This window comes from Saprospiraceae bacterium, from assembly GCA_016713025.1.
In the GTDB taxonomy this organism is placed as follows: Bacteria; Bacteroidota; Bacteroidia; order Chitinophagales; family Saprospiraceae; genus OLB9.
Genome location: JADJPZ010000004.1, coordinates 2,946,828 through 2,972,512 on the forward strand (window position 1 = coordinate 2,946,828; position 25,685 = coordinate 2,972,512).

The 25,685-nt window shown below is 38.8% G+C and carries 13 protein-coding genes; 7 read left to right on the forward strand and 6 right to left on the reverse strand.

Translation table 11 applies throughout. From position 1 onward, the window contains the following. The first annotated feature begins 6 nt into the window (after positions 1-6). Together IPK35_18920 and IPK35_18925 are read left to right on the forward strand one after the other, a co-directional pair. On the forward strand, positions 7-1,224 hold the full coding sequence (locus tag IPK35_18920) for a hypothetical protein (GenBank protein ID MBK8055282.1): 1,218 nt from the start codon (positions 7-9) through the stop codon (positions 1,222-1,224). A 482-nt stretch (positions 1,225-1,706) separates the two neighbouring features. After that, positions 1,707-3,479: a hypothetical protein gene (locus tag IPK35_18925; protein MBK8055283.1), complete on the forward strand. Its 1,773-nt coding sequence runs from the start codon at positions 1,707-1,709 to the stop codon at positions 3,477-3,479. A gap of 204 nt (positions 3,480-3,683) precedes the next feature. Here the strand turns inward: IPK35_18925 and IPK35_18930 are convergent, their stop codons facing one another. Next, a complete protein-coding gene (locus IPK35_18930; protein MBK8055284.1) occupies positions 3,684-5,261 on the reverse strand; it encodes a glycosyltransferase family 39 protein in 1,578 nt (525 codons plus the stop codon). Between the two features lie 223 nt (positions 5,262-5,484). Here IPK35_18930 and IPK35_18935 point away from each other — a divergent pair, with 223 nt between their 5' ends. The 4 genes from IPK35_18935 to IPK35_18950 all read left to right on the forward strand — a co-directional run bounded on the left by IPK35_18935 (position 5,485) and on the right by IPK35_18950 (position 11,837). Further along, positions 5,485-7,731: a hypothetical protein gene (locus IPK35_18935; protein ID MBK8055285.1), complete on the forward strand. Its 2,247-nt coding sequence runs from the start codon at positions 5,485-5,487 to the stop codon at positions 7,729-7,731. 509 nt (positions 7,732-8,240) lie between these two features. Further along, positions 8,241-8,924 carry a succinate dehydrogenase cytochrome b subunit gene (locus tag IPK35_18940; protein MBK8055286.1) on the forward strand — a complete coding sequence of 228 codons (684 nt, stop codon included), beginning with the start codon at positions 8,241-8,243 and terminating at the stop codon, positions 8,922-8,924. 105 nt (positions 8,925-9,029) lie between these two features. After that, complete coding sequence (locus IPK35_18945; protein ID MBK8055287.1) at positions 9,030-11,024, forward strand: fumarate reductase/succinate dehydrogenase flavoprotein subunit; 1,995 nt, start codon at positions 9,030-9,032, stop codon at positions 11,022-11,024. 69 nt (positions 11,025-11,093) lie between these two features. Then, positions 11,094-11,837 (forward strand): succinate dehydrogenase/fumarate reductase iron-sulfur subunit, encoded by a 744-nt coding sequence (locus IPK35_18950; protein ID MBK8055288.1) that lies wholly within the window; start codon positions 11,094-11,096, stop codon positions 11,835-11,837. Positions 11,838-12,438: 601 nt separating this feature from the next. Here the strand turns inward: IPK35_18950 and IPK35_18955 are convergent. Genes IPK35_18955 through IPK35_18975 form a run of 5 tightly spaced genes read right to left on the reverse strand, consistent with a single transcriptional unit; the run spans position 12,439 to position 22,481 of the window. Beyond that, complete coding sequence (locus IPK35_18955; protein MBK8055289.1) at positions 12,439-13,317, reverse strand: T9SS type A sorting domain-containing protein; 879 nt, start codon at positions 13,315-13,317, stop codon at positions 12,439-12,441. Then, on the reverse strand, positions 13,286-13,819 hold the full coding sequence (locus IPK35_18960; GenBank protein ID MBK8055290.1) for a carboxypeptidase regulatory-like domain-containing protein: 534 nt from the start codon (positions 13,817-13,819) through the stop codon (positions 13,286-13,288). Before IPK35_18960 ends, IPK35_18955 begins: the two co-directional genes overlap by 32 nt. Then, entirely contained in the window at positions 13,816-17,079 is a 3,264-nt protein-coding gene (locus IPK35_18965; GenBank protein MBK8055291.1) for a carboxypeptidase regulatory-like domain-containing protein, read from the reverse strand. The genes IPK35_18960 and IPK35_18965 overlap by 4 nt, the downstream gene beginning before the upstream one ends. After that, entirely contained in the window at positions 17,025-20,924 is a 3,900-nt protein-coding gene (locus tag IPK35_18970) for a hypothetical protein (protein MBK8055292.1), read from the reverse strand. Before IPK35_18970 ends, IPK35_18965 begins: the two co-directional genes overlap by 55 nt. Before the next feature lie 39 nt (positions 20,925-20,963). After that, positions 20,964-22,481: a hypothetical protein gene (locus IPK35_18975; protein MBK8055293.1), complete on the reverse strand. Its 1,518-nt coding sequence runs from the start codon at positions 22,479-22,481 to the stop codon at positions 20,964-20,966. 1,543 nt (positions 22,482-24,024) lie between these two features. On the opposite strand from IPK35_18975, the gene IPK35_18980 reads away from it, so the two are divergent. Continuing rightward, on the forward strand, positions 24,025-25,308 hold the full coding sequence (locus IPK35_18980) for a GNAT family N-acetyltransferase (GenBank protein ID MBK8055294.1): 1,284 nt from the start codon (positions 24,025-24,027) through the stop codon (positions 25,306-25,308). Positions 25,309-25,685 lie beyond the last annotated feature (377 nt).

Here is a 25,685-nt window from a genome sequence, read left to right on the forward strand (position 1 = left end):
AACATTATGCCGACAATCAGATATGTCATATTCATCGTATCCTTCTTATATGGCTCAGTAGCCTATAATCAAAAGGTTGATATTGACAACTTTTGGGTCTATATCAGTTGTCTTGACTTACCTGTCAATTACGTAGCGGCAGAAGACCGTGCATTCACGATAAAGCTGTCTGGAGATCCATCTTTTATAGCAAGAGATAAAATCGAGCTGATCAACCTGTATGGATGGTCAAAGGTCGACAAAAAGTCATCAATGGACGTAAAAGTAAATATTGCTGGATTTTTTGCAGGTTCACCAAATCCATCCAAAAGGGTAGAAGAAAAAAAAGATAAGGATGGAAAGGTAATCTCAAAAACTACTTACCACAGGATCAGTCTCAACAACACAGGAAGAGGGGACATAAGGATCTTCGGGCCCAAGGACGAAATGAATAAAACAGGTAAGGCAAAGGATGAAAAAAAAATCGTAAAAAAGCAAAAAGAGGAGGCCGCCAACCCGTTTTTGAAAAATGTGGACACAAAAGACGATGGCTCATATTCCGGCGATATCAATTCTGACAAAGCTCTGGCGTACACTGAAAATCTTGATTATACATTCACGTATCAGACACGGGAATATCTTACTGCTGATGAAGCTCAAAAGGAGTATGCGGCCAATGCACAGATTCAGATAAAGAATCATGAAAATCAATACAGAAATGATTTTCCAGGACGTGTCACAAGGTTTATAAATCATCATTATGGCTATAAACCCGCCAAATACAATGTGAAATTCAAAAGATTGGATTCAGAAGACCATCCCGAATTCGATATGTTTGACAATGCAACTAAAGCTTTGAAAACTATATTTGCAAAAATGAGATACAACAGACCCGCAACTCAGATCGAAAAGGATCTGATGCCGGTCATAGAGTATTTTGAAGGAATCGCAAAAAAATATTCCTCCGTCAATAGTAAACATACAAAAAACCTGAGAGGTGCGGCATATTATAACTTAGCAAGGATATACCAATATCTTGATAAGCATGACCGAGTGATAGAAATAGGACAAGCCATCATATCCACAGGTCATGATGAAGATGAAGGAGAAGATTTCATCAAGGAATCACAGGAAATCAAAAGAAAACTCGATTTCCATCAGATGAAGTCCAGACACATTTCTCCTCAAAATAAAGATCAGGAGCAAGAAGATGAAGGCGAAATAATAGCTGAATCTGGTAATTAAAAATTTCTGATTTGAACTTTTATTTTTTACCTAAATATCTAAAATGAGTTCCGTAATGAAGATCAAAAGTACAATAAAATAAGCATTTTTGACGGCAAATCATAGCATCGTTATGGTGCATGACTGAACGGTGCGACTGCAAAATTGAGTGGGAGCTCAATTTAGTGAAGGAACCGTCAGCACACCTGACGGCATGGTCATCTTGTTTCATAGGTCAGAATGCAGTAATTTTGGTCTGGAATAGGAAATTCATTTTAGATTTTTAGGTTTTAAGCAATGTCGTTTAGTTAAGACATCTTTATGAAGTCTTTCCGTTGTAAGGGAAAGATTTAGATAGGGTAAAAACAAAGAAAAATTCCTTAACTAAACGACATTATTTTTTAAAGAGAAAAAATTTGACCTGTCATATAATTAGCCGGATTATCATAGATTACTAGATGGATGCGCTTTATTCAGCAGATATATTAAAAATGTAGCTTTATATGCACAAACTTTCAAAATATACGCTCCTTATTTGTGTATTGATAGTGACCATCACTGCTTTTAAATTTTATCCCAGGTGGGATAAAGAAGGAGGAGAAGCTACATTGTCTTGGGATGCTTCAGGTTACTATATGTACTTACCTGCCATATTTATATACAATGATATCAAAAAGTGCCATTTTAAAGATAGTATTTTGCAAAAATATCATCCTACCCCTGATTTCCAGCAAGCTTTTTTTCATGAAAAATCAGGAAATTATGTCATGAAGTACTCTTCGGGACTTGCTCTAATAAGTTTACCTTTTTTTGCAATTGGGCATTTTGGGGCAAGTTCTTCCGCTATATATCCACCCGACGGGTTTTCATATCCATATCAGATTTCTATAGGCGTTGGTTTGTTTTTGTTATCTCTGATTGGGTTATATTTTTTGAGACTTGTCTTGCTCACATTTTACCAAGATAAAACTGTCGCCATATTATTATTAGTGTACGTCATTGGAACCAATTATATCAATTATGCAGCTGTTGATCAAGCTATGGCTCACAGCACATTATTTACGATTTATACTTTGTTACTTTGGGTTACTATTAGATTTTATGAAACATTTCAATGGAAATACGCAATTTTTATTGGCTTGCTTACTGGTTTAGCTACTCTGATAAGACCGACTGAATTGATATCTGTTTTGTTACCTATATTTTGGGGTATCACTTCCTGGAATTCAGTATCGGAGAGAGTTGCGTTTATCATCAGACATAGTAGTAAGTTTTTAGTGGCCGCATTATTGTTTAGCATAGTATTATCGATACAACCTATCTATTGGAAATATGCTACAGGAGAGTGGATCGTATACAGTTATGGTGAGCAAGGTTTCAGTTGGTTCAAACCACATATTTATGATTACATACTTAGCTTCCGAAGTGGTTGGCTAAGATTTACACCTATGATGGTCTTGCCTTTTGTAGGGCTCTGGGTTTTCTATAAAAATAAAATAAATCTCATTCCCGTCGTTGGTTTCATTTTGGTGAGTTTTTATATAGTGACGGCTTGGGATATATGGGATTATGGCGGACGGGCGATGGTGCAATATTATCCAATTCTTGCATTCCCTTTTGCGGCATTGATAGAAGTTGCAGGCAAAAAAAAGTGGTCCCAATTCATTCTATACCCAGGATTAGTGCTGTTAGCTTATCTCAATGTATGGTGGGTTTATCACGCGCATTCAGGTCAGGTGCAAGCTTTAGAGTTGTCAAGAGCATATTATTGGGCAAAAGTCGGCCGGTGGACTGCAAATGAAGAGGATAAGAAGCTGTTGGACAATAAGCATGTATTTCGGGACTTGCCACAAAATCCGGTAACGATATATCAAAATAGTTTTGACAATGACACATCAGCTCAAATAGTGGATATAGCAGAAAATAGACAAATTAGGTTGAATAAGGAAACCCAGTCTTCTCCTACCCTTCGTATAGAATATAAAAATCAATTTAAAAAATGGATAAGGGTAAAAGCTACATTTACATGCACGAATAAGGAGTGGAATCTATGGAATCAAACACAGTTTATTATTAAGTTTTCCCAAGGAGATAAAGAGATACAGTCCAATATGATACGAATCCATCGTTTTATATCTGATGGCGAATCCAAAGAAATCTTTTTAGATGCTAAGATTCCTAAGTCGTTTGATACAGTTGACATCCTGTTTTGGCACGCAGATAGCAATAAAGAACTGTTAATTGATGATGTAGAAGTCATTACTTTTGATGAATAGTAATAGCCATAAGCCCAAAAGTTGTGATATCCGACATCTAAAGGTAAAATATGAAAAGCATGATAGTAGTTTATAGTGGACAGAAAATATTCTGCGAAAAATTTAAATCATAGTGTATTGTAAATTAAATAATTATGATTGCAAATTTTCGCAATCAATTTTCTGTTTGCTATAAACTTACAATGACTAAAAAAGATTCAAACTTTATTTATTTCTTTTCCATAACTCCATCCAATGGACTCCTTCCTCCCATTTATGGACTAATCCAAAATTACCTTGTTTGACAAATTCAGGATAAGGATCAAAGTTGCTGATCACAATATATTCTTTACCTTCGTCCACAGACCAATCAACTTTTGTAAACACTTTGGCAGATGATAGAAAACCACTATAAGGATCTTGTAAAGTACGTCTTATGACAAAATCATTGATACCAAATGAGCTGTCATATGTCTGTAAGGCTTCCAACTTTTTGACTAAGTCATATCTCATTTCTACATAAGCTATTTGTGCTATAAGATTGCTTTGCCTGTTTTTTGCAAAATTTTCCGGAGCCAGTACTGCAATTAAAAATACTACTGCCCCACAAAAAATCCGAGTATTTGGAGATAGTGTCTTTATAGTGACGAGATACAAAAAGAATCCAAAGGGCAATAGCGTAATCAAATATCTCACTGTTACAAAGTTTACAGAACAAAATATAAGATACGTCAAATACACTGCAAAATTGATAAGTAAAATTTTCTTTAATCTGATATCAGTATCACCAAATAAAGTCCTGCCTATCAAATGAATAGATCCCAATAAAATGGCAAATGCCATGAGAGCCATAAACTCAATATTGTTATTAAAATTTTTGATGACATACATCGCTATTAAAATACCAATCAACGACATAAATAAAGTTGTCCTTTGATGCTCCTTACCGCCGAAAACTAATAGAACTGATAAGCATCCACTCATCCAGTATATCTGACCATCTTCCAGCAACCATTCGAAAGCAAAATTCAATTTTTCTACAAACTCAGTTGATTTTTTGATCATCATACCAGTATGTTCGGGAAACAGAAACCAACCTTTATATATATATTGGACGATGAGAAAAATCAAAAATGTTAAAATCGGCGCCAGGATTAGCAAACTTTTTTTAATAGCATCGCTGCTAAATGGTGATGTAGAATTTTTGAAATTCCACAAAATATTTCCACAAAGTATAGCACCAGGTATCACGATTCCAGACTCTTTAGTCATGATGCCCAGACTAGCAAAAAGTATATAAAGCCACAACTTTTCTTTCAGAAAATATCGTACAGATAGCAGAAAAAATAGGGCGACGAGTATTTCCGGCAACACATTGGCAGCTTCGGTGTAAAATATTTTTGCTACACTTATCAATATCATCACACTGATAGCAATCAGACTGTTTGTCCATTCTCTCACCGTGATGAAAATAAAAAACAAAAACAATACACTTATCGTAAGCGGAAAAGTGTGATATGCTACAAAAGAAGTACCGAATATCTTAAGCCAGATACCTCCCAAAAAATAGAATAACAAAGGATGACCACGAGAGTAAAATTCAGGAATAGCATCAGGCAGAAGTGACGGGCCGCTTTCCATCATATGTCTCAGGCCGGGAGCATATACCCAAGCTTCGTCCCAGTAAAATGGCATATCTATATACTGCGCACGTAACAATGTCCAAAACATAATATAGGTCAAAACAGCTATAAAGTACCATTTATTAGAATCTTTGATGTCTACGTTTACATTATTAAACATAATTGAAGTTTAGTCAAGATACTTGATTTAATAATAAGCCACAAAATAGTAGTTTTGTTTTGTTCTTGCAAAATAAATTTGGGTTGTCAATAATGTAGATTTTGGACTAAACGATATATCACAGTAGCACATATAATTATATAAATCATGAATTAAAATTATGTATGCTATATAAAGTATGGAACTTTTATACATTTGTTTTCTAAATAAAATTTGAAGCATAATGCAAATATTTAAATCGGAAGACTGGAAGTGGATAATACCAAACCTTGCCTTATGTTTAATATTAGTCTATTCCATCAATGGTGTATATTTTATTAATCCAAACGACCACATGCATAGTATTGGAGGCGACGCACTTGCTATATATTATGATGTAGCTTATCACGTCTGCTATGGAGATGGTCATATATTTAGAGGCATGAATTATCCTGATGGTGAATTAATATTTTTAACTGATGCCCAAGGTGCACTAGCAATTTTATTGAATTGGATAAATAAGTATGTATTTGTTATCAGCGATTATACCGTTGGAATCATAAATTGGTTGAATGCAGTTTCAATTTTGTTATGTACTTTTTTTGTTCACCAGGTATTAAGAGAGTTCAGGGTTAGTGGGTTGATCGCTGCTTTTTTTAGTCCATTGATAACACTCATGTCTCCTCAGATTTTTAGAGTTTCCGGACATTTTGGTTTAGCATATCTTTTCATTATTCCTTTATTTTTTTTGTGGGTCTTACGTAGGTCAAAAAATCCTGGTTTTCATTATATAGACATTCTTATTTTCTTACTATTGTTAGGCTTAACATTTAATAATCCTTACACAGGATTTATTAGTTGTTCCATATTGATTTTTAGTGGAGTTTTCATTTGGGTCAGAAATCGTTTCAATGTATTTAAATTATATATATTTAGTGTTGGTATATTAGGACTTTTACTACCATTTACTTATTTTAAAATATTCGATCCAGTAGATGACAGGATAAAAATTCAATGGGGATTTTTTGAATACAAATCTACCATTTTTGGTTATATATCTCCAAATGGAACATTAATGTCAGATATTGTCAAGTTCTTTGGTTTTAAGGTTCAGGAAGTACAGTTTGAAGCTTTAATGTATATTGGTCTCGTAAGTATAATATTATTATTAACCATGTTTATTTTATATTTTGTAAAATCAAATAAAGTTGCCTTTAGTGTGCCTAATGAATTTAAACCATTGATTTTTGCTACAATAATGTTATTTTTGTATTCATCAGGTACACTTTTTCTTCCTTTTGATCAAGACATGATGGAAGACAATTTTAGTATATTGTTAATGTTTAAAGCAGTAGGAAGATTAGGCTGGGCGATGTATTTTTCTTTAACGATTTTATCTGTTTTATTCCTGGATCATGCTATGAAGAAGTTTTCAATTTGGGTTTCAATTACTTTTAGTATGTTGGCATTTTTAATTTGGAACTGGGAGATAAACACTTTTATAAGACCAAACATAAGAGATCATATTTATGAGAATCACTTTAATAGAAAACATAAAGATGATGTTCTTTTAACTCTAAAAAATAATAATATAGTCATAGATTCCTTCCAAGCCATACTCACATTACCAAAAATGATGTCTTGGAATGACAATTTGATCTGTGATATTAATTGGAGTGCTCAGTTCCATAGCATGAAGATTTCTTATGCTACAGGTCTACCAATGGTCAATGCTATGTTGTCTAGGATGTCTGTCAGTCAAGTTTCGGAAAGAGTAGAATTAATAGCTAATCCGATAATACACAAATCAATAGTAGAAAAATTGCCAAATCAGAAAGATCTCTTAATAGTTTTAGGATTTGATCATCAACCCCTGACAATCGGTGAAAATTTTCTTTTAGGGATATCTGATACGCTTTTTCATGAACCAAATGGATATACTTTACTAAAACTGCCTATCAGCAAAATAAATAATAATAAGTATTATGAATTTGCCAAACTACTTGTTGGAGATACTTTACATAAGAATGTACCTTATTTTTATAATGGTTATGAAAAGGAATCTACCACAAATGCTTATTTTGGAAAGGGGGCAAAACAATTTACCAAAGGAGACCGCCAAATATTTTTTGACACGATCAAAAACCCGCTTTCTGATAAATATACTTTTTCCGTTTGGACAAAAATCGACCATCAGAAATATGGTTTGGGGTGGTTTAAATGTGAAGTCAAAAGACAAAATGGAGAAGTGATTTATAAAGAAGTCCCTGATACCAGACGGAGTAATGATATACATGGCGATTGGATCAGAACTGAAATGACCTTTCCTGTTGATGCAAATTGTACTGTAGATATTTCTTATTTTACCACAAGAGATATGATTATTGACGAATTATTGATTCGTCCAGATACAGCTGACATCATTATCCAGGGTTTTGATAGAAATGGAATGTTATTTAATGGCTTTAAGGTTAATAAAACTGTACTTTAAGTTCGAATCTTTCTCTTTTGTTGTTTTTTCGTCTTTTTGTTATACCTTAATATCTAAAACGAGATTCGTAGTGAGAGCATCAAATACAACCTGCCCGCTTTGAGCCAGGCAGTTAAAATCAGCACTTTTAGCGACAAATCTTACTGTGTGAAGCTATGCTGTAGTCACCACTACAGCATGGCTGCACACAGTATGGTGCATGACTGAACGGTGCGACAGCAAAATTGAGTGGGGACTCAATTGAGTGAATGAACCGTAAGCACACCTGACGGGATGGTCATGTTGTTTCATAGGTCAGAATGCAGTATTCGGAGGTCGTAATAGATTATCATTTTAGATTTTTTGGTTATAGGTGCTGCTTGCCTTGTTTTTTAAGTGTTGTTGATTGATGACATATTTGCACCCTGAAAATAGACTTATTCTAAATAGCACAATATAAAAGGTATTAATCCTTTTAAATACTTTTTACTTTCATAAATTTGCAGTCGCACAAAAATTTAGAAATCATTATGAAGTGGTTAGTGACATTTTTTGGTTCGGGCATAGGCAAAAAATTGCTGATGAGCCTTACAGGATTGTTTCTTATTCTGTTTTTAGTAGTTCACTTATTGGGCAATCTGCAATTACTCAAAGATGACGGCGGCGTCGCTTTCAATGTATATGCCCATTTTATGACTACCAACCCTCTAATAAAAACCATTGCATATGGTAATTACTTCTTTATTTTGCTCCACGCTTTTGTGGGTATCTCCTTAGCCTTGTACAACAGAAATGCCAAAGGGCAGAAATATGCAGTATCTCATTCGATGCATACATCATGGGCTTCCAAAAATATGGCACTACTGGGTACTCTGATCCTTGCATTCATTTTGATACACATGGGAGATTTCTGGCTCAAGATGAAATTGGATCAATTACCTATGATTACATATCCGGGGGTCGAAGGAGAAATGAAGGACTTATACTTCAGGGTAGCAGAAGCTTTCAAAAACCCTCTCATAGTTGTGGTTTATGTTATTGGTTTGATTGTGTTGGCTTTCCATTTATTACATGGGTTTCAAAGTGCCTTTCAGACCCTGGGCATCAACCATAAAAAATATACACCGGCTATAAAAACCATAGGAGTCGCATATTCTATTCTGATTCCATTGGGATATGCGATTATACCTATTTATCATTTTTTGTTAAAATAGTTTTTTGATATTTGATGTCAGTCAATAGTTAAGACTGATGTATCCATCAAAAAGCAAAATTTAAAGACAATAAAACACCTTTCACCGCAAAATAAATCTAAAGGAATGAACTTGAATTCAAAAATACCCGCAGGGCCGTTAGCTGAAAAGTGGACAAAATACAAATCCACCATTCCTATTGTAGCTCCCAACAACAAAAGAAAACTGGAAGTCATCGTAGTTGGTTCAGGACTTGCCGGTGCTGGTGCTGCAGCATCTTTAGGAGAGCTGGGTTATGCTGTTAAATGTTTTACATTTCACGATAGTCCCCGACGTGCACATAGCATAGCTGCCCAGGGTGGTATCAATGCAGCAAAAAACTATGCCAATGACGGAGATAGTATCCACAGACTTTTTTACGATACTATCAAAGGTGGTGACTACCGCGCCCGTGAGGCCAATGTGCACCGTCTTGCCGAATGTTCTGTCCAGATCATCGATCATTGTGTGGCGCAGGGTGTTCCGTTTGCAAGAGAATACGGTGGACTACTCGAAAACCGCTCTTTTGGTGGTGTGCAGGTGTCAAGGACTTTTTATGCAAGAGGCCAGACAGGTCAGCAATTGCTCATTGGCGCTTATCAGTCACTATCGAGACAAATATCTCTTGGCACGGTAGAAATGTTCAATCGCCACGAAATGCTGGACCTGGTAGTCGTAGACGGTAAAGCAAGAGGTATCATTGCGCGCAATCTCATCACAGGAGAAATACAGCGACATGCTGCTCATGCAGTGATCCTGGCTACCGGTGGATACGGCAATGTTTTTTACCTTTCTACCAATGCCATGATGTGTAATGTCACAGCGGCATGGAAGTCAGTAAAAAAGGGAGCTTTAATGGCCAATCCATGTTTTACACAAATACATCCTACATGTATACCGGTATCAGGTGAGTACCAGTCCAAACTGACCCTGATGTCAGAATCCCTCAGAAATGATGGTCGTGTGTGGGTGCCAAAGAAAAAGGAAGATGCTCTGGCTATACAACAGGGTAAGCTTAAGGGCGTTAATATCAAGGAAGAAGACAGGGATTATTTCCTTGAGAGAAGGTATCCGGCATTTGGAAATCTAGTACCTCGTGATGTGGCATCGCGTGCTGCAAAAGTAGAATGCGACAAAGGTCACGGTGTCAGTCCTACAGGCCTGGCTGTATATCTGGATTTTTCTGAAGCTATACTGAGGTATGCTAAAATGGAAGCCAATAAACAGGGACTTTCCAATCCATCAAAGGAACAACTCATCGTATTGGGTGAAAAGGTCATTTCTGACAAATACGGCAATCTTTTCGAGATGTATGAAAAAATCACCGGAGAGAATCCATATAAAGAGCCGATGAAAATATACCCGGCCGTCCATTATACCATGGGTGGTATCTGGGTGGATTACAATCTGGAGACAAATATTCCGGGATTGTTTGCCACAGGTGAGTGCAACTTTTCGGATCACGGAGCCAACAGACTGGGTGCCTCTGCTTTGATGCAGGGACTTGCTGACGGATATTTTGTGATACCATATACTATAGGTACCTTCCTTGCCAATGATATATCGACTCCAAAGATAAAAAATGATTTGCCGGAGTTTTTGGAAGCAGAAAAAGCGACAAAAGCATTGATAGACAGGTTGCTCAATGTAAAAGGCAATCAATCTGTAGAGAGTTTCCACAGAAGGTTAGGAAAGATCGTATGGGAATACTGTGGAATGGCGCGCAATGAAGCCGGCCTGATCAAAGGTCGTCAGATGATCCGCGAACTGAGAGAGGAGTATTATCGCGATGTATTCGTACCCGGTACTAATGAAGAATACAATCCCGAGCTCGAAAAGGCCATTAGGGTAGCTGATCTGATGGAACATGGTGAGTTGATGATGCTGGATGCACTTAATAGAAATGAATCCTGTGGCGGCCATTTCCGCGAAGAATCTGTATCGGAAGATGGAGAAGCATTGCGAAATGACGCAGATTATGCTTACGTAGCCGCATGGGCATGGGACGAAAACAATCCGGTGCTGCACAAGGAGCCGCTCATTTTTGAAAATGTAGAACTTAAAACAAGAAGTTATAAATAACATTTGCATCATTTAAAGTAAACCTTGCTTCATATAAAGTTATAATCATTAAATAGTCGAATCATGGACATGAATCTAAATATAAAGGTCTGGAGACAAAAAAATAACACATCAAAAGGCCAGTTTGAAACTTATCCCGTCAAAGCCAATGAGCATATGTCTTTTCTTGAGATGCTGGATGTGCTCAATGAAGACCTGGTGAGTCAGAAAAAGGAACCTATTGCATTTGAACACGACTGCAGAGAAGGTATTTGTGGTACCTGTAGCCTGGTGATCGATGGCCAGCCGCATGGACCAAATTCAGGTACTACCACTTGCCAGTTGCACATGAGGTTTTTCAAAGATGGGCAAACTATCGTTGTGGAGCCATACAGGGCTAAAGCATTTCCGGTACTCAAAGACCTTGTCGTAGACAGAGCATCCTTTGATCGTATCATTCAAGCCGGTGGCTATATCTCTGTCAATGCAGGTCAGGCACCGGATGGCAACTCACTACCTATAGGCAAGGACTATGCTGAGCGATCCTTTGAAGCGGCAGCTTGTATAGGTTGCGGCGCGTGTGTGGCAGCTTGTCCCAATGGATCAGCGATGCTTTTTACCTCTGCCAAAATTACCCACCTTGGCTTATTGCCTCAGGGCGAAGTGGAAGCGGACAGACGTGCACAGGCTATGGTTGCACAGATGGACAAAGAAGGATTTGGATTCTGCTCCAACATAGGTGCCTGCGAGGCAGAATGCCCGAAAGAAATCAAATTAGACAACATCGCTTTCATGAACAGATCTTACTATAAGGCAGTGTTTAGTGGGGAGTAAGAGGAAGTAGTATCATCCTTTTAATAATAAACAGAAGCCCGAATTGCTGTGGGAGCAGTAGTTCGGGCTTTTTTTTTTGGATATCAATATAATACTAATATTCATAATTGAAATTTCATATTTTTCTGTTTTATAATGAACTACTTTGGGTCAACTAATTTGTCTAAAAGTATGTTTTAAGTTTTTTTGGTAGTAAGTTGTAAATCTAGAAATGATGGATCTGATGATAAAATAATAATCAGCGCATCAAGTGCTCTGACTAGATAAAGAACTTAATTAAATGTGTTTCTTTTTCAGAATATCTGTGTTAAAAATACTCGCCGTCCATAGAACATTTTTATCATTCAGTCTAAGCTGTGGTACGGAGCCCACAGTTCAGAGATAAAATCGTTTGCGAAGATTTCTTTACGCTCTTCTTCTTGATTTTCAAAAAAATAACGCGTGGAATCATATGATGAAAATTAAAACATTTTATCTCGAATCTTTTGTAACTCAAAAAAGGCCAGGCAGTTCCGAACTTACCTGGCCTAAATATTTTAGTAAAACACTGCAAATAAGTGAACCTAAAATTTGAGAATAATCTTTATAAACCTTTGATTACTTACTCAATCACTATCAATGGTTTGCTGGTCAGAACACCATCCACATTGATCACAATGTAGTACATCCCTTTACCCAACTCTGATCCTGTATCCTGATATTTTATTACTTCTCCGTCAGAGACACTGTCTATGATCTTACTTCTCAGCTTCTTGCCGGTACTATCATAGATATCTGCTGTCACTCTTTGTCCCTCTGATGCCTGGATTTCTATCGTATAGGCTCCTTTTGTTGGGTTTGGATATACTGTCAGCTTTCTACCTGTATTGTCTCTTTCTACTTTTATCGATAGTGGTCCATACATGCTTTCATTGCCATCATGATCCACTTGTCTCAAACGATACACGTAATCACCATTCCTGCTGATTTCTCTATCTGTAAGCTTGTACACATTGATCTCCGTACTATTTCCTTTTCCTTTTACACGACCTACTACCTCAAAATCTCCCTTATTCACACTTCTTTCTATCTCAAAATAATCATTATTGACCTCTGTCATTGTTGTCCACGCAAGCTCATTGACATCATCAGTCTGATTCCATCTTCCCGTAAAGTCTTTGAGTATTACAGGTAGAGCTTTTGATTTTATTCCGGCATCTATATCGGTTATTGTCACTGCATAGCCCACTGTAAATAGTAAGGTCGTCTGATTTGGAAAATCTATCACATCGCTATCTTTGGCATCATCTGATCCTTGATTAGGTGTTACAAAATCATAATTTTCAGGCTTATGTACTTTTATAAAATATGTTCCCAATTGACATATTTCAAAATTGTAATATCCGTTTTTAGTGGCATCATTCGGATTTTGTTTGGTAAACATCGTTTGTACCGGCACCGAAGGATTGTTAGTAGAATACAATTCGACCTTTACTCCCACTCATTCCTACATCTCCTGCATCCTGTACATCCTTTATACCTCCCTGGTCTACCCAAACATAATCACCTACATTGGAACATCTGTAAAAGCCTGCGTCGATCGTTCTGTTATCCTCACCTGACACTAATAACTCCGGAGCCGCCGAGCCGCTTACGGGATCAGCATCGCTATCTGCTGCATCGTCCGGACTGGAATTCGATGGTGATGATTTATACGCCGAACCTGGTCTGACAAATGTCACTGTGTAAGTACCCGGTACCAGATTGGTAAATTCATACAAACCACTTGCATCGGTTGTCGTTGTCTTATTTACAGGTACTCCAAATACATCTGTTCCCGTAAGATTGACCGTCACGCCCTCAATTCCAGGCTCAAAGGCATCTTGTACTCCGTTGGCATTTCTATCCTCCCATACAAAGTTACCAATCTGCGCCAGTTTGTAATATCCTGCGTCTATCGTTGTATTATTATCTCCTCCTGCCAGATTGACTACAGGACTCAATCCATTGACCGGATTGGCATCACTATCTTTGGTATCATTGCCCCCATATCTCTTGGTGTCACTATATAGCCATTTGGAGTATCAAACTTCACACTGTAACTTCCAGGTGTCAAGCCCGTAAAGCTGTATGATCCATTCGCTGCTGTGACTGTAAACGCTTCCTGCATGCCGCTGCTATTGAACAATCTCACGGTTACTCCTCCTATTCCTGGCTCTCCTGCATCTTGTACGCCATTGGCATTCAAATCATGCCATACAAAATCACCCAAACTCGCTCTCCTATAATAACCCGCATCGATAGTTGGGTTATTTTCGCCGCTACTTAGGGTCACTTGTTGTGATTTTCCTGTCGTCGTACTCGCATCACTGTCTTTGGTGTCATCACTGCCACTATCTCTGCTGGTGGTGGTATACCCATTTGGTGCTATGAAGTTGACTACATATACTACTCCTGGTCTTAGATTGGTAAACTGGTATTGTCCATTGGTGCCAGTTGTCGCATTTGGTACTAAAATATTGTTGATGTCTCTAGCTTGATTGCCTGCTGCATCTTCTAATCTCACCGTCACTCCAGCTATACCTGGCTCACCACTGTCTTGTACTCCATTGGCATTGCTATCTTCCCATACATAATCTCCTAAGCTTGCTGATTTCAAATAACCGGCATCTATGGTATTATTCGTCTCACCACTTTGTACGGTAACGGGCGCTGCTGCTCCTGTCGTGATACTCGCATCACTATCTTTGGTGTCATCTCCTCCTTGGTCTGGTGTCGTCGTCACTGTATTGGCTGGTTTGGTAAACGTCACTGTGTAGGTGCCCGGTGCAAGGTTCGTAAACTGATAGCTTCCATTGGTACCCGTGGTTACGGTGATCGGTGTGATCGGTGTACCGTCTCCCTTAGTACCTGTCAAGGTCACGGTAACTCCTGCTATTCCTGGTTCGCCCGCATCCTGTATACCGTTACCGTTTTTGTCCTCCCATACAAAGTCACCTATCGTCGCTGGACGGTAATATCCTGCATCTATCGTTGGGTTATTTTGACCGCCTGTCAGCGTCACACCTGCAGCTTTACCTGTCGTAACATTAGCATCACTGTCTTTGGTATCATCACTTCCTCTGTCTGCGCTCGTCGGTTGATATCCCGTTGGTGCTGTAAATTTCACTACATACACGACTCCTGGTTTCAGGTTCGTAAATTGATACTGGCCATTGGTGCCTGTGGTTGTACCCGGTATGATATTGTTATTGATATCTCTTGCTGGATTACCACTTGCATCTTCTAAGCTTACAGTCACTCCTGATATACCTGGCTCACCACTATCTTGTACGCCGTTGCCGTTTCTGTCTTCCCATACATAATCTCCTAAGCTTGCTGGTCTGGTAACTCCCGCATCCACTGTGGTATTGTTTTGTCCACTTACTAAGGTGATGGCGGTGGTACTTCCTGTCGTAGGACTTGCATCACTGTCTTTGTCATCTGTTCCATTGTCTTGGCCTGTAAAAGCTGTTCCTGTCGGTTTGGTAAATGTAACCGTATATGTTCCTGGCTTCAGATTGGTAAAGCTATAGCTTCCATCTGGGCCTGTGGTCGTTGTCAGATTGACTGTCGTTCCATCTCCCGCTGTTCCAGTCAAGGTCACTGTGAGTCCGCTGATCCCTGGCTCTCCAGCGTCTTGTCTGCCATTGCCATTGGTATCATCCCACACAAAATCTCCAAGACTGGCTGGTTTGTAATATCCTGCGTCGATCGTCGGATTGTTTTGTCCACTTTCTAAAGTCACTCCTGGTGTTTTACCTGTGCTGGTGTTCGCATCACTGTCTTTGGTGTCGTCTCCGCCTCTGTCTGCACTGCTCGGTTGGTAACCACTCGGTGTGGTAAATTTTACTACATATACTACACCTGGTTTTAAGTTTGTAAACTGATATTGACCATTGGCACCTGTAGTCGTCGCAGTTATGATATTGTTATTGATATCTCTAGCTGGATTGCCACTTGCATCCTCCAACATCACTGTAACTCCCGGTATGCCGGGCTCACCACTGTCTTGTACGCCATTGCCGTTTCTATCCTCCCATACATAATCTCCTAAACTCGCTGGCCTCAGTAAACCTGCATCTATCGTCAAATTAGTTTGACCTGCGCCTAAGTTAATCGCTCCTGTCGTATTGCTGCCTACTAAAATATCACTATCCGTGTTATCATTTCCACTATTTGGTGTGGTGACGCTATATCCTGTCGGTGGTGTCACTCGCACATAGTATGTGCCCGGAGGCAGATTATCAAATTCGTATGCACCTGTACTACTCGTGGTCGTGGTTCGAATGACGTTATTGTTTTGATCCAACAACTGTACAGTAACACCTGAGATTCCCAGTTCTCCGCTGTCTTGCTGTCCATTACCATTTTTATCTTCCCATACAAAATCTCCGATCTTGCCATTTGGAACATAACCTGCATCGACTGTTGGATTATTGTCACCCGGATTGAGTGTGTAATTTTGGGTTCTTCCATTGGTTACATTGGCATCACTGTCTTTGGTATCATCTGACGTGTTGGCGATCGTTCTGCTATATCCTGTAACTGCTCCAAACTCCACATAATAAGTTCCTGCACATACTTCAAACTCATAAAATCCTTGGCCATTCGTCGTCGTTTGGGCCACCTCTACATTGGATGTATTGAATAGTTTTACTGGGACGCTTCCTAAGCCTGGCTCGTTCGTGTCTTGGATTCCATTAGCATTGTCATCTCTCCATACGAAGTTACCGATTTTTGCTTTTGGTTGTACCGTCACATTGACAAAGTCCGTATCGGTACATCCTGTTGAGGCTACTACTACGACTCTATATTGCGTATTGCTTGTAGGACTTACTAATGGGTTTTGTTGTGTGCTGCTGATAGTACTGCTTGGTGGTACTGTCCAGATGACTCCCGATATTGTCGCTCCTGCGGGTGGTGTCGCTGTAGGGGTACCTCCTATTTGTACACTGTTGCCAAGACATACTGTCTTATCCTGTCCTGCATCTGCAATAGGATTCAAATTAACATTCACATCTACAGTGATTTGTCTGCTCACTGCACATCCGTTTAACGTCGCAGTTAATGTATATACTATATCAAATGGTGGCGTAGATAGTGGTCTCGCTACGGTATTACTATTCAAAAACAAATTTGGCGTCCATTGGAAGGTGGCTCCCGGGCTTACCTGATTGGCATCGTTTGGATTGGGTCCGATCTGGACAGTTCCTCCTCGCATACTGGATAATTGGCCTGTGTATTGAGATATACACCCGCTTTTACCAAAATAGCTTTAGTGTAAGTATTACTACAATTGTCTTTCGTTACCGTAAGGGTTACTGTTCTTGATGTATTCTGATATGTACTTGCCCATTTGATGCTTTCTGTTGGATCATTGGCATCTCCGTCTAAACTTGTACCGCCATCAAAGGTCCATGCATAGGTTGCTCCTGATACCACAGGACTAGCATTAAACACTGCGTATTCATCTACACATATCTCATTAGGACCTGTAAGTCCTGATGAAGGAAGTGGTGTAACGGTCACTATGGCTTGTGCACTGTTGGTACAGCCATTGGCTCCTGTTACTGTAACGGTGTAGGTTGTTGTTATCACTGGGTTTACAGTGATACTTGCTGTCGTCGCGTTGGTGCTCCATCTGTATGTACCGTTGCCTGTAGCTGTGAGTGTTGTACTGGTACCATTACATATCGTTTTGTTTCCTCCCGCATTCGCCGTAGGGATATCAGTATCTTGTGTAACATTTGTACTCGACGATGCTGTACAGCCATTTTGAGTGTCCGTGACAGTCACTCTATATGTGCCTGCGATCGAGACATTGTTTTCTCTTGATGTGGCTGTATATCCTGATGGACCGCTCCACGCATAGGTATACGTCGTGACATTTGGAAATGCTCTGATCGTCACACTGTTATCTATACAAGTCAGTGGGCCTCCGATATTGTCGGCGCTTGCATTTGGCACACTTTTATTTTCTGATACTGTCGTGGTCGCTAAGGATGTACATCCATTGCTATTATTGGTAACTGTAACGGTATAGGTACCAGCCGTTGTTACTATTTTTGTTCTATTGGTACCACCACCACTCCATAGATATGTTACTCCTGTTGCTGGATTAGCTGTCAAGGTTACACTTGTTTTGAGACAGGTTAACGGTCCATCATTACTTGCACTCGAGTTTGGAGTGCTGGTATCACCTGTCACAGTTGTGGTCGCAACAGCTGTACAACCGTTTGTAGTGCTGGTAACTGTTACTGTATAGGTACCTGCTGTAGTCACTGCTTTTGTCCTTAAATTTCCGCCACCGCTCCATGCATAAGTCACTCCTGTAGCAGGGTTTGCTGTCATTGTTACTATTGTTTTGGCGCAACTTAAAGGACCATCATTGCTGGCGCTTCCAGTCGGCGTTGTAATGTCTTGATTAACCGTTGTTGTGGCTGTTGCACTACATCCATTGCTTGGATTGGTTACAGTTACATTATACACGCCTGGTGTGCTTACTACATTCGTCCGACTTGTAGCTGCATAGCCACTTGGTCCTCCCCAATTATAAGTATATGTTATATCATTTGGGAATGCTCTGATCGTGACACTAGTTGTAGTACACGTTAATGGTCCGCCTATGTTATCTGCTGTTGCAGTTGGTACTGTAACATCTTGTGATACAGTCGTCGTCGCTGTCGCTGTACATCCACTTGTTGTATTTGTTACTGTCACTTTATAGGTACCTGGTGCTGTCACTACTTTCGTAGCCGCAGTGCCACCGCCTGACCATGCATATGTACCTCCTCCTGTCGCTGTAAGGGTCACACTTGTCTTGGTACATGTCAATGGGCCATTATTACTTGCGCTTGCAGTTGGTACTGTGATGTTTTGCGCTACTGTTGTCGTTGCTACCGCTGTACATCCACTTGTTGTATTGGTTACTGTTACTGTATATGTACCCGGCGCTGTCACTACTTTTGTAGCCGCAGTACCACCACCTGACCAAGCATAGGTACCGCCGCCCGTCGCTGTCAAGGTTACACTGGTTTTGGTACATGTCAATGGACCATCATTATTGGCTGTTGCACTTGGTGCTGTATTATTTTGTGCTACTGTTGTCGTCGCTACTGCCGTACATCCACTTGTTGTATTTGTCACCGTTACTGTATACGTACCCGGCGCCGTCACTACTTTTGTAGTCGCAGTACCACCGCCTGACCATGCATAGGTACCTCCGCCTGTTGCTGTTAGCGTTACACTGGTCTTTGTACAGGTCAGTGGGCCATCATTGCTGGCTGTTGCTGTAGGTACTGTATTGTTTTGTGCTACTGTTGTCGTCGCTACTGCCGTACATCCACTTGTTGTATTGGTTACTGTTACTGTATAAGTGCCGGGAGTTGTTACTGTCTTGGTAGCTAATGCTCCGCCACCACTCCACAAGTATGTACCACCACCTGTTGCAGTAAGCGTTACACTGGTTTTGGTACATGTCAATGGACCATCGTTGTTGGCCGTTGGTGTAGGTACTGTGATGTTTTGAGCTACTGTTGTCGTAGCTAATGCTGTACATCCATTACTTGAAGTTACCGTTACTGTATATGTACCTGGTGCTGTCACTACTTTCGTAGCTGCATTACCGCCACCTGACCATGCATACGTGCCTCCGCCTGTCGCCGTCAGGGTTACACTGGTTTTGGTACAGGTCAGTGGGCCATCATTTGATGCGGAGCCTGTAGGTGGAGCATTATTAACATTTACAGTTGTCTGAGCTGTTTCATAGCATCCGCTGGATATATTAGTCACTGTCACGGTATAGGTGCCCCCGGTTGTAACTGTTTTTGTCTGATTGGTGCCACCTCCTGACCATAAATATGTAACTCCTGTCGATGGTTGCGCTGTTAGGACTACCGAAGTTTTGATACAGGTGAGCGGACCATCATTTGAAACTCCAGGGGTTGGTTTTGTTTTATTTTCTGTCACTGTCGTAGAACTTGATGTGGTACAACCATTCGATGCAGTAACAGTCACTGTATAAGTACCAGCAGTAGATACTACTTTTGTTCTAGATGTACCGCCAAAACTCCATACATAGCTCATTCCTGATGGATTCGCAGTCAAGGTCACACTTGTTTTTGTACAGGTCAATGGGCCATCGTTTGTAGCTGACCCTGATAATGTATTTACCGTCACCGCAAAACTACCCACAGCAGTACACCCTTTGCTGTCCGTTACTGTAATAGTGTAGGTTGCATCCGTTGCAGGAAGAGACTTTTGATTTCCAGTTCCTAAGCCACAACACCAATTGTAAGAAGTGTAAGGCGGTGTTCCTCCTGTCGCATTTACAATCTTGGTATAGTTACCTCCTGCACATACTTCGTCGCTGGCAGGACTGAAATTCAATTGTGGGTTGACTGTCACTGTAACCTGATCTGATGCTGTACAGTTGTTGGCATCTGTCACTGTCACTGTATAGTTATTTGTTGGATTGGTCAATGGACCTCTGATGGCTCCATTTGCTTTTCCATCACTCCATGTATAAGTGTAGGGTGAAGTACCGCCACTTGCTATAGCTGTCAATGTTGTAGATTGGTTGTAACATATTGTTTTGTCAGCTCCTGCATTTACAGTGAGTGGCGTTAATGTGATAGGTGACAGATTAAATACTAAATCTCCTAACAAGTATTCAAACCAAATGCCCCCTCCCATACTACTATTTAAAGCATTCGCTCCTGTTCCTATTTGCAATGGATGATTCAGTGCTTCTCCAGGATTTGTTACAGTGTATGTTTTTCCCGAATTAGTGCCTGTGCCGCACATTTTAAGTTCAAATGTATTGTAAAATGTCCAATTGCCAGGATTTGAAGCACACCCAGCCACAGGAGTCCACGGACTTGCAGGTGTGCCTGTGGTTTTTTGAGATCCACTAAGCTCAATTTTAAATCCCAAGGACAAATCAACATTACCAAGTGTTCCATTATTCTTTACTAATTCCATAACCCCTTTTAATGTGCCGTCAGCATATTCAATAATTCTGGCATTCGTTCCTGGTTTGATTTGATAGTTTATTCCATCAAGCAACAAAACAAGCGGTAAATTTCTTTGTGGGGATTCGAAGGTTTATCCTATTTCTGCAACATTGTATGCTTTCAAGATATTTGGTGTGCATAAACTCAGCGGGGTATTGTTGCAACTGGTTTGACAATTAATATCAAAATATAAATCAGTGCCGCCACCACCATTAGTAATTGTTTGGCCTGTAGTAGGTTGTGTCACAATTGTCATATCCATCCAACTAGAAAGTTGAAAAGCAGTTGTACTATAAAACGCAGCTCCAGTTCCTATTTGTACAGGTGTACCCATAGATGTCTGGTTAATATTAAGAATAGCACCATTCATCAATGATCCAGATACTCCAGTCAATGTCCCGCCCATGGTGTTATAATAATACCAATCCGGCCTAGCTGAAGTGGTACATTCTCCTCCACTTGAATTAAAATGTGGAGGCCCTGTTAAATTTCTTCCTGATAATAAAACATTTAAATTAAATTTGATATTACTATTAACTGTATTTTGAATTTGTGCTACTATGGAAGCTGTTCCGTTATTATATTCTGTAATACTTCCCGATAAAACAGTGTAACCAGGTTGATAAACTCCATTAAATCTCAAGTCCAGCCATGGGCCTTGATTAGAAACTGATCCATCGCACTGAGAAGTATTTTTTAATTGGCAAGTTTTTTGGATATTTGAACATTCCCATTTAACATAATCTTGATTAGTAGAATATTTTCTTTTATAAAATACAAGTTTATCTTGATTGCCATTTGCAGCAGTAACTGCCGCAACAGCTGCATTAAAGATACTGTTAGCACTTCCTCCAGTGCCTGTTAAGTACCATACCGCAATAGCTGCAGGATCATTATCGCTTGTGGGAACATTATAATTGCAAATAATCCAAGCAATACGCGCTGCAGTTAATGCACTGAGACCTACACCCGAATAATTTGTGATAGTATGATCTGTATAAGACGGTGGAGCACTCGCATTTCCACTGATACATTGCCATTTGCTTTTATTTATAACTGTGCAACTTGAAGATACTTCAAAACCACAAGGTGTTGATACACTGTTATCAACATTATAAGCTTTACCCGTTTCCAGACCAGATCTCGTAATCGAGACTCCATTACAGTCCGTAAAAGTAATATTGCCACAAATAGCTCTTGAACCATAATTTTCAGGCAACAATCTTCCAAAATCTATTGTAAAACTATCGATAGTATTTAATAACATTGAATTATCATCTGTAATTCTAATATTGTAATACTTTCCAGGGCTTAAGTTTTCAATAGTTAGTTTACCATTAATGGCATTAAGGTCTGTTCTTTTTTGAAAATTACCAAAACCTTTGTACTCGTAATTTACATTAATTTCTCCAGAGTAATGTTTGTGAAGTGCCACGAGAAGTTTTCCATCACTCTTTGCTTGTTTACTTTCACTATAAACTTTGAAACTATTATTATCTAGTTTCTGCGAAAAAATTACTTGGATATTTCCAATAATTAAAACATAAAATGCTAATTGAAATTTTATAATATTAATTATAAAATTTCTTTGATTAAAGAAACTTTTCATTCTCAAAATTTTAGGTTCACAAAAAAAAAGAAACCGAAGTTCGGACTCAACGATTCCCGTATAAAAACTAATCATGAGACTCTATCAAAAGTATAAGTCACATAAATTATATCTAGAAAATCACAAAATGTAAAATAATTTACATTTATATGAATTAATTTTTCTATTTTCGATTAAAATAAAATATCATATTGAAAATAACAATAATATATTAATTTGCAACTGCAAAATTAATAAATAATAATATTTTATTAAATAATAAATACTAAATGTAAAAAATATTACATTTAGTATTGGTCAATTGTGGGGTTATGTAGGATTTGATAAGGGTTTATATCATCAAATCAAATAATAGACACAATTATGAGTCATTACCCCTACTTGAAATGGCTTTTTTTCATTTATACCGAAAAAAAAATCATACTACTCATGTTAATGTCCAAATTATTTTTGACTTTGATGACTACAATCTTTCGGTCTAACGAACAGTGTAGACGTGATAATCACGCAAAAAGTGACAAGTTGTGGGGATTTGTAAATTTGAATATGGGTTGAGCTGAAAATGTGTTTAAATTGTTTTGCCAATCGATGTCAAAATCTTAGACTTTATGACTATTAGCATTCGGTCTCCTGACCGATATGTGTGTAACCGTCGGTCAGCAGCTCTCCAATCCCGCCTGACCACTTTAGTCGGGTTAACAAATCAACCGATGGTGATGCCCTGGAGTCATCCGATCAGGTATGAGCACAATTCAACAAATTGGCAGTTATACTGTTCCGCAAACCGACAGTATCATAATTCTGCAATTCCACTATTCTGCAATTATACTCAAAATAAATTGGTTTGCGAAAAATTTATCTACTATTGTTGTATTTCATTTTTTCGCCTCACATTAAAAATCATCAATTTTTTTGCGATTCGGGCAAGAAACCTTAATATATTGCATCGTAGTTAAAAGTTACGACAAACAAACGAAACTTAATAAGAAATCTAGCACAGTGCAAAAAAATGAATTGCACCTTCTACTATTGTATTCATTTTGAGTAAGGACGAAGTTTATGTATACCCAAAGCGGTAACACGAAGCTTGTATTTAAAGTGATTTAAAATCAGGACATTTATCATCATGAACCTTAATTGTCGTAATAAAATAAAAACATGTAAAACATCGTCTTTGTAATGGCGACAGAATTGTTTATAAAATAAAGACATGAGTACCATCGCCTTTAGAAAAATAAATTCTCATCAGTATTAGCAGTTTTGTATTTTTTTTTGCTTAAGGGTCAGTGGATGCTCCTCAATCAAAAAAAAAATGACCAATTAGGACATCAGCTCAAGCTTTCATGCTTTTTGTGATCACATAATTACCACATTAACTCATTAGCACAACTTGTCACACTCAGAGCGATCAACTAGCACATTAACCCATTACAAATTCCATTATTTCATCCTGAATTTCCACCCAAATGTCGATAATATCCATAATTGGCACCTGAATTTGCAACAAATCCAACCAATATGATATTTATGAATGCATTGGAGTATGTGTACACGTACTTCTTTTTATTCAAAACAATATCTTAACCGATCTATGACTTTTCTTACCGGATCCATTTGTAACAAAAATAAAGCGTCAGAAGCATTATTGCTGGATCAGGGTTATAAAATTGAAATATTTGACAAAATATCAGATGTGGAGGAAGACTGGACCATCATATCAGAAGGAAATGATATTTTTTTCAGTCCTCATTTCCTGAAAATCATTGAGAACTATCCTGTCTCAGATATAGTGCCCTACTACGGATTAGTCACTTTTAATAACTTACCTGTCGGAATAGTTTATTTTCAATCAAAGTATGTCACCCTTAAAGAAAATCTGAGAAAGTCCGAAACCCACCAAAGGTCTTCATTTCAGAAAATCACAGAACCCATCAAACAAGCTGTAGTTGGATCCATCAATTTTCAAACTATCATTTGCGGTAATTTACTTTTGACAGGTCGGTATGGATTTTGTTTCAAAACTGATATATCCAGAGATCAGCAGTTTTACCTTGTTATACAGGCTACTGATAGGTTAAACCAATACCTGAATAAAAAAGGGATTGCTTCTGGACTCATTCTCATCAAGGACTTTTTTACAGAAGATACTCCTGCAGCAGGAGAATATCACAAAGGCTTCGCAAAGTTTACCGTTCAACCAAAAATGATCCTTGAAATGAAGCCTGAATGGAATACTTTTGATGATTATCTGGAAGACTTAAAGTCCAAATACAGAGTCAGGGCCCGAAAGGCAATGCAAAAAGCAGGAGATATCACCAAAAAAGTGTTTACAGCTGACGACATTGCAAACCACAGACAGACGATTCACGCCTTATATAAAAATGTATCTGATCAGGCAGGATTCAACGCATTTGTACTCCATGAAAGATATTTTGAACAATTAAAAGAAGCACTCGGGGATAAATTAAAATTGACCACGTACTGGAGACATGGCAAAATGATCGCTTTTTTTACAAGTATAAAAAACTATGACGCCCTGGATGCCCACTTTCTGGGATATGAACCCGATGAAAACTATGAGTGTCAGCTTTATCTGAATATGTTGTATGATCTCATCAGAGAAGCTATAGACTACAAAGCGTCCAAGGTGGATATGTCACGTACGGCCATCGAAATAAAATCAACGGTTGGTGCGGTACCTCATGATATGTACCTGTATCTCAGACATACCAACAAAATTCTGAATAAAACTGTAGAAACTGTCCTGGATTTTGTAAAACCTCAGGATGAATATATCTACAGGAGTCCTTTCAGGGATGAATTGTAGCGTCTGATTTGGTTTGACTATTTAGGGTCTGCTGAAAAAGTAGCATCACCCAATTTTCATAAAGCTATTGGTGTGGTTAATTGTTCAAAAAACAAGCGATAGTGAACATGAACGTAGTGTAGTGCAAAGCACCAAAGGCGGGTAAGCCTTTGACGAAGTGAACCGCTAGCGGATGGGCAGAAAAAGTGCGTCTATTGCCAATGATAAATATTTGATGTAAAGGACGGAAAATCAAGGCAATAGAAAAATGCAGGACTGAACGATCCTGTAAGGTCGAGCATGACAGTGCGAGAAGTGAAGGAACCCGAAAGGGATGGGTAGGTCGGGAATGAACAACAATACACCTAGCTGATTTAAGTTTAAATCAGTGCCTTCAT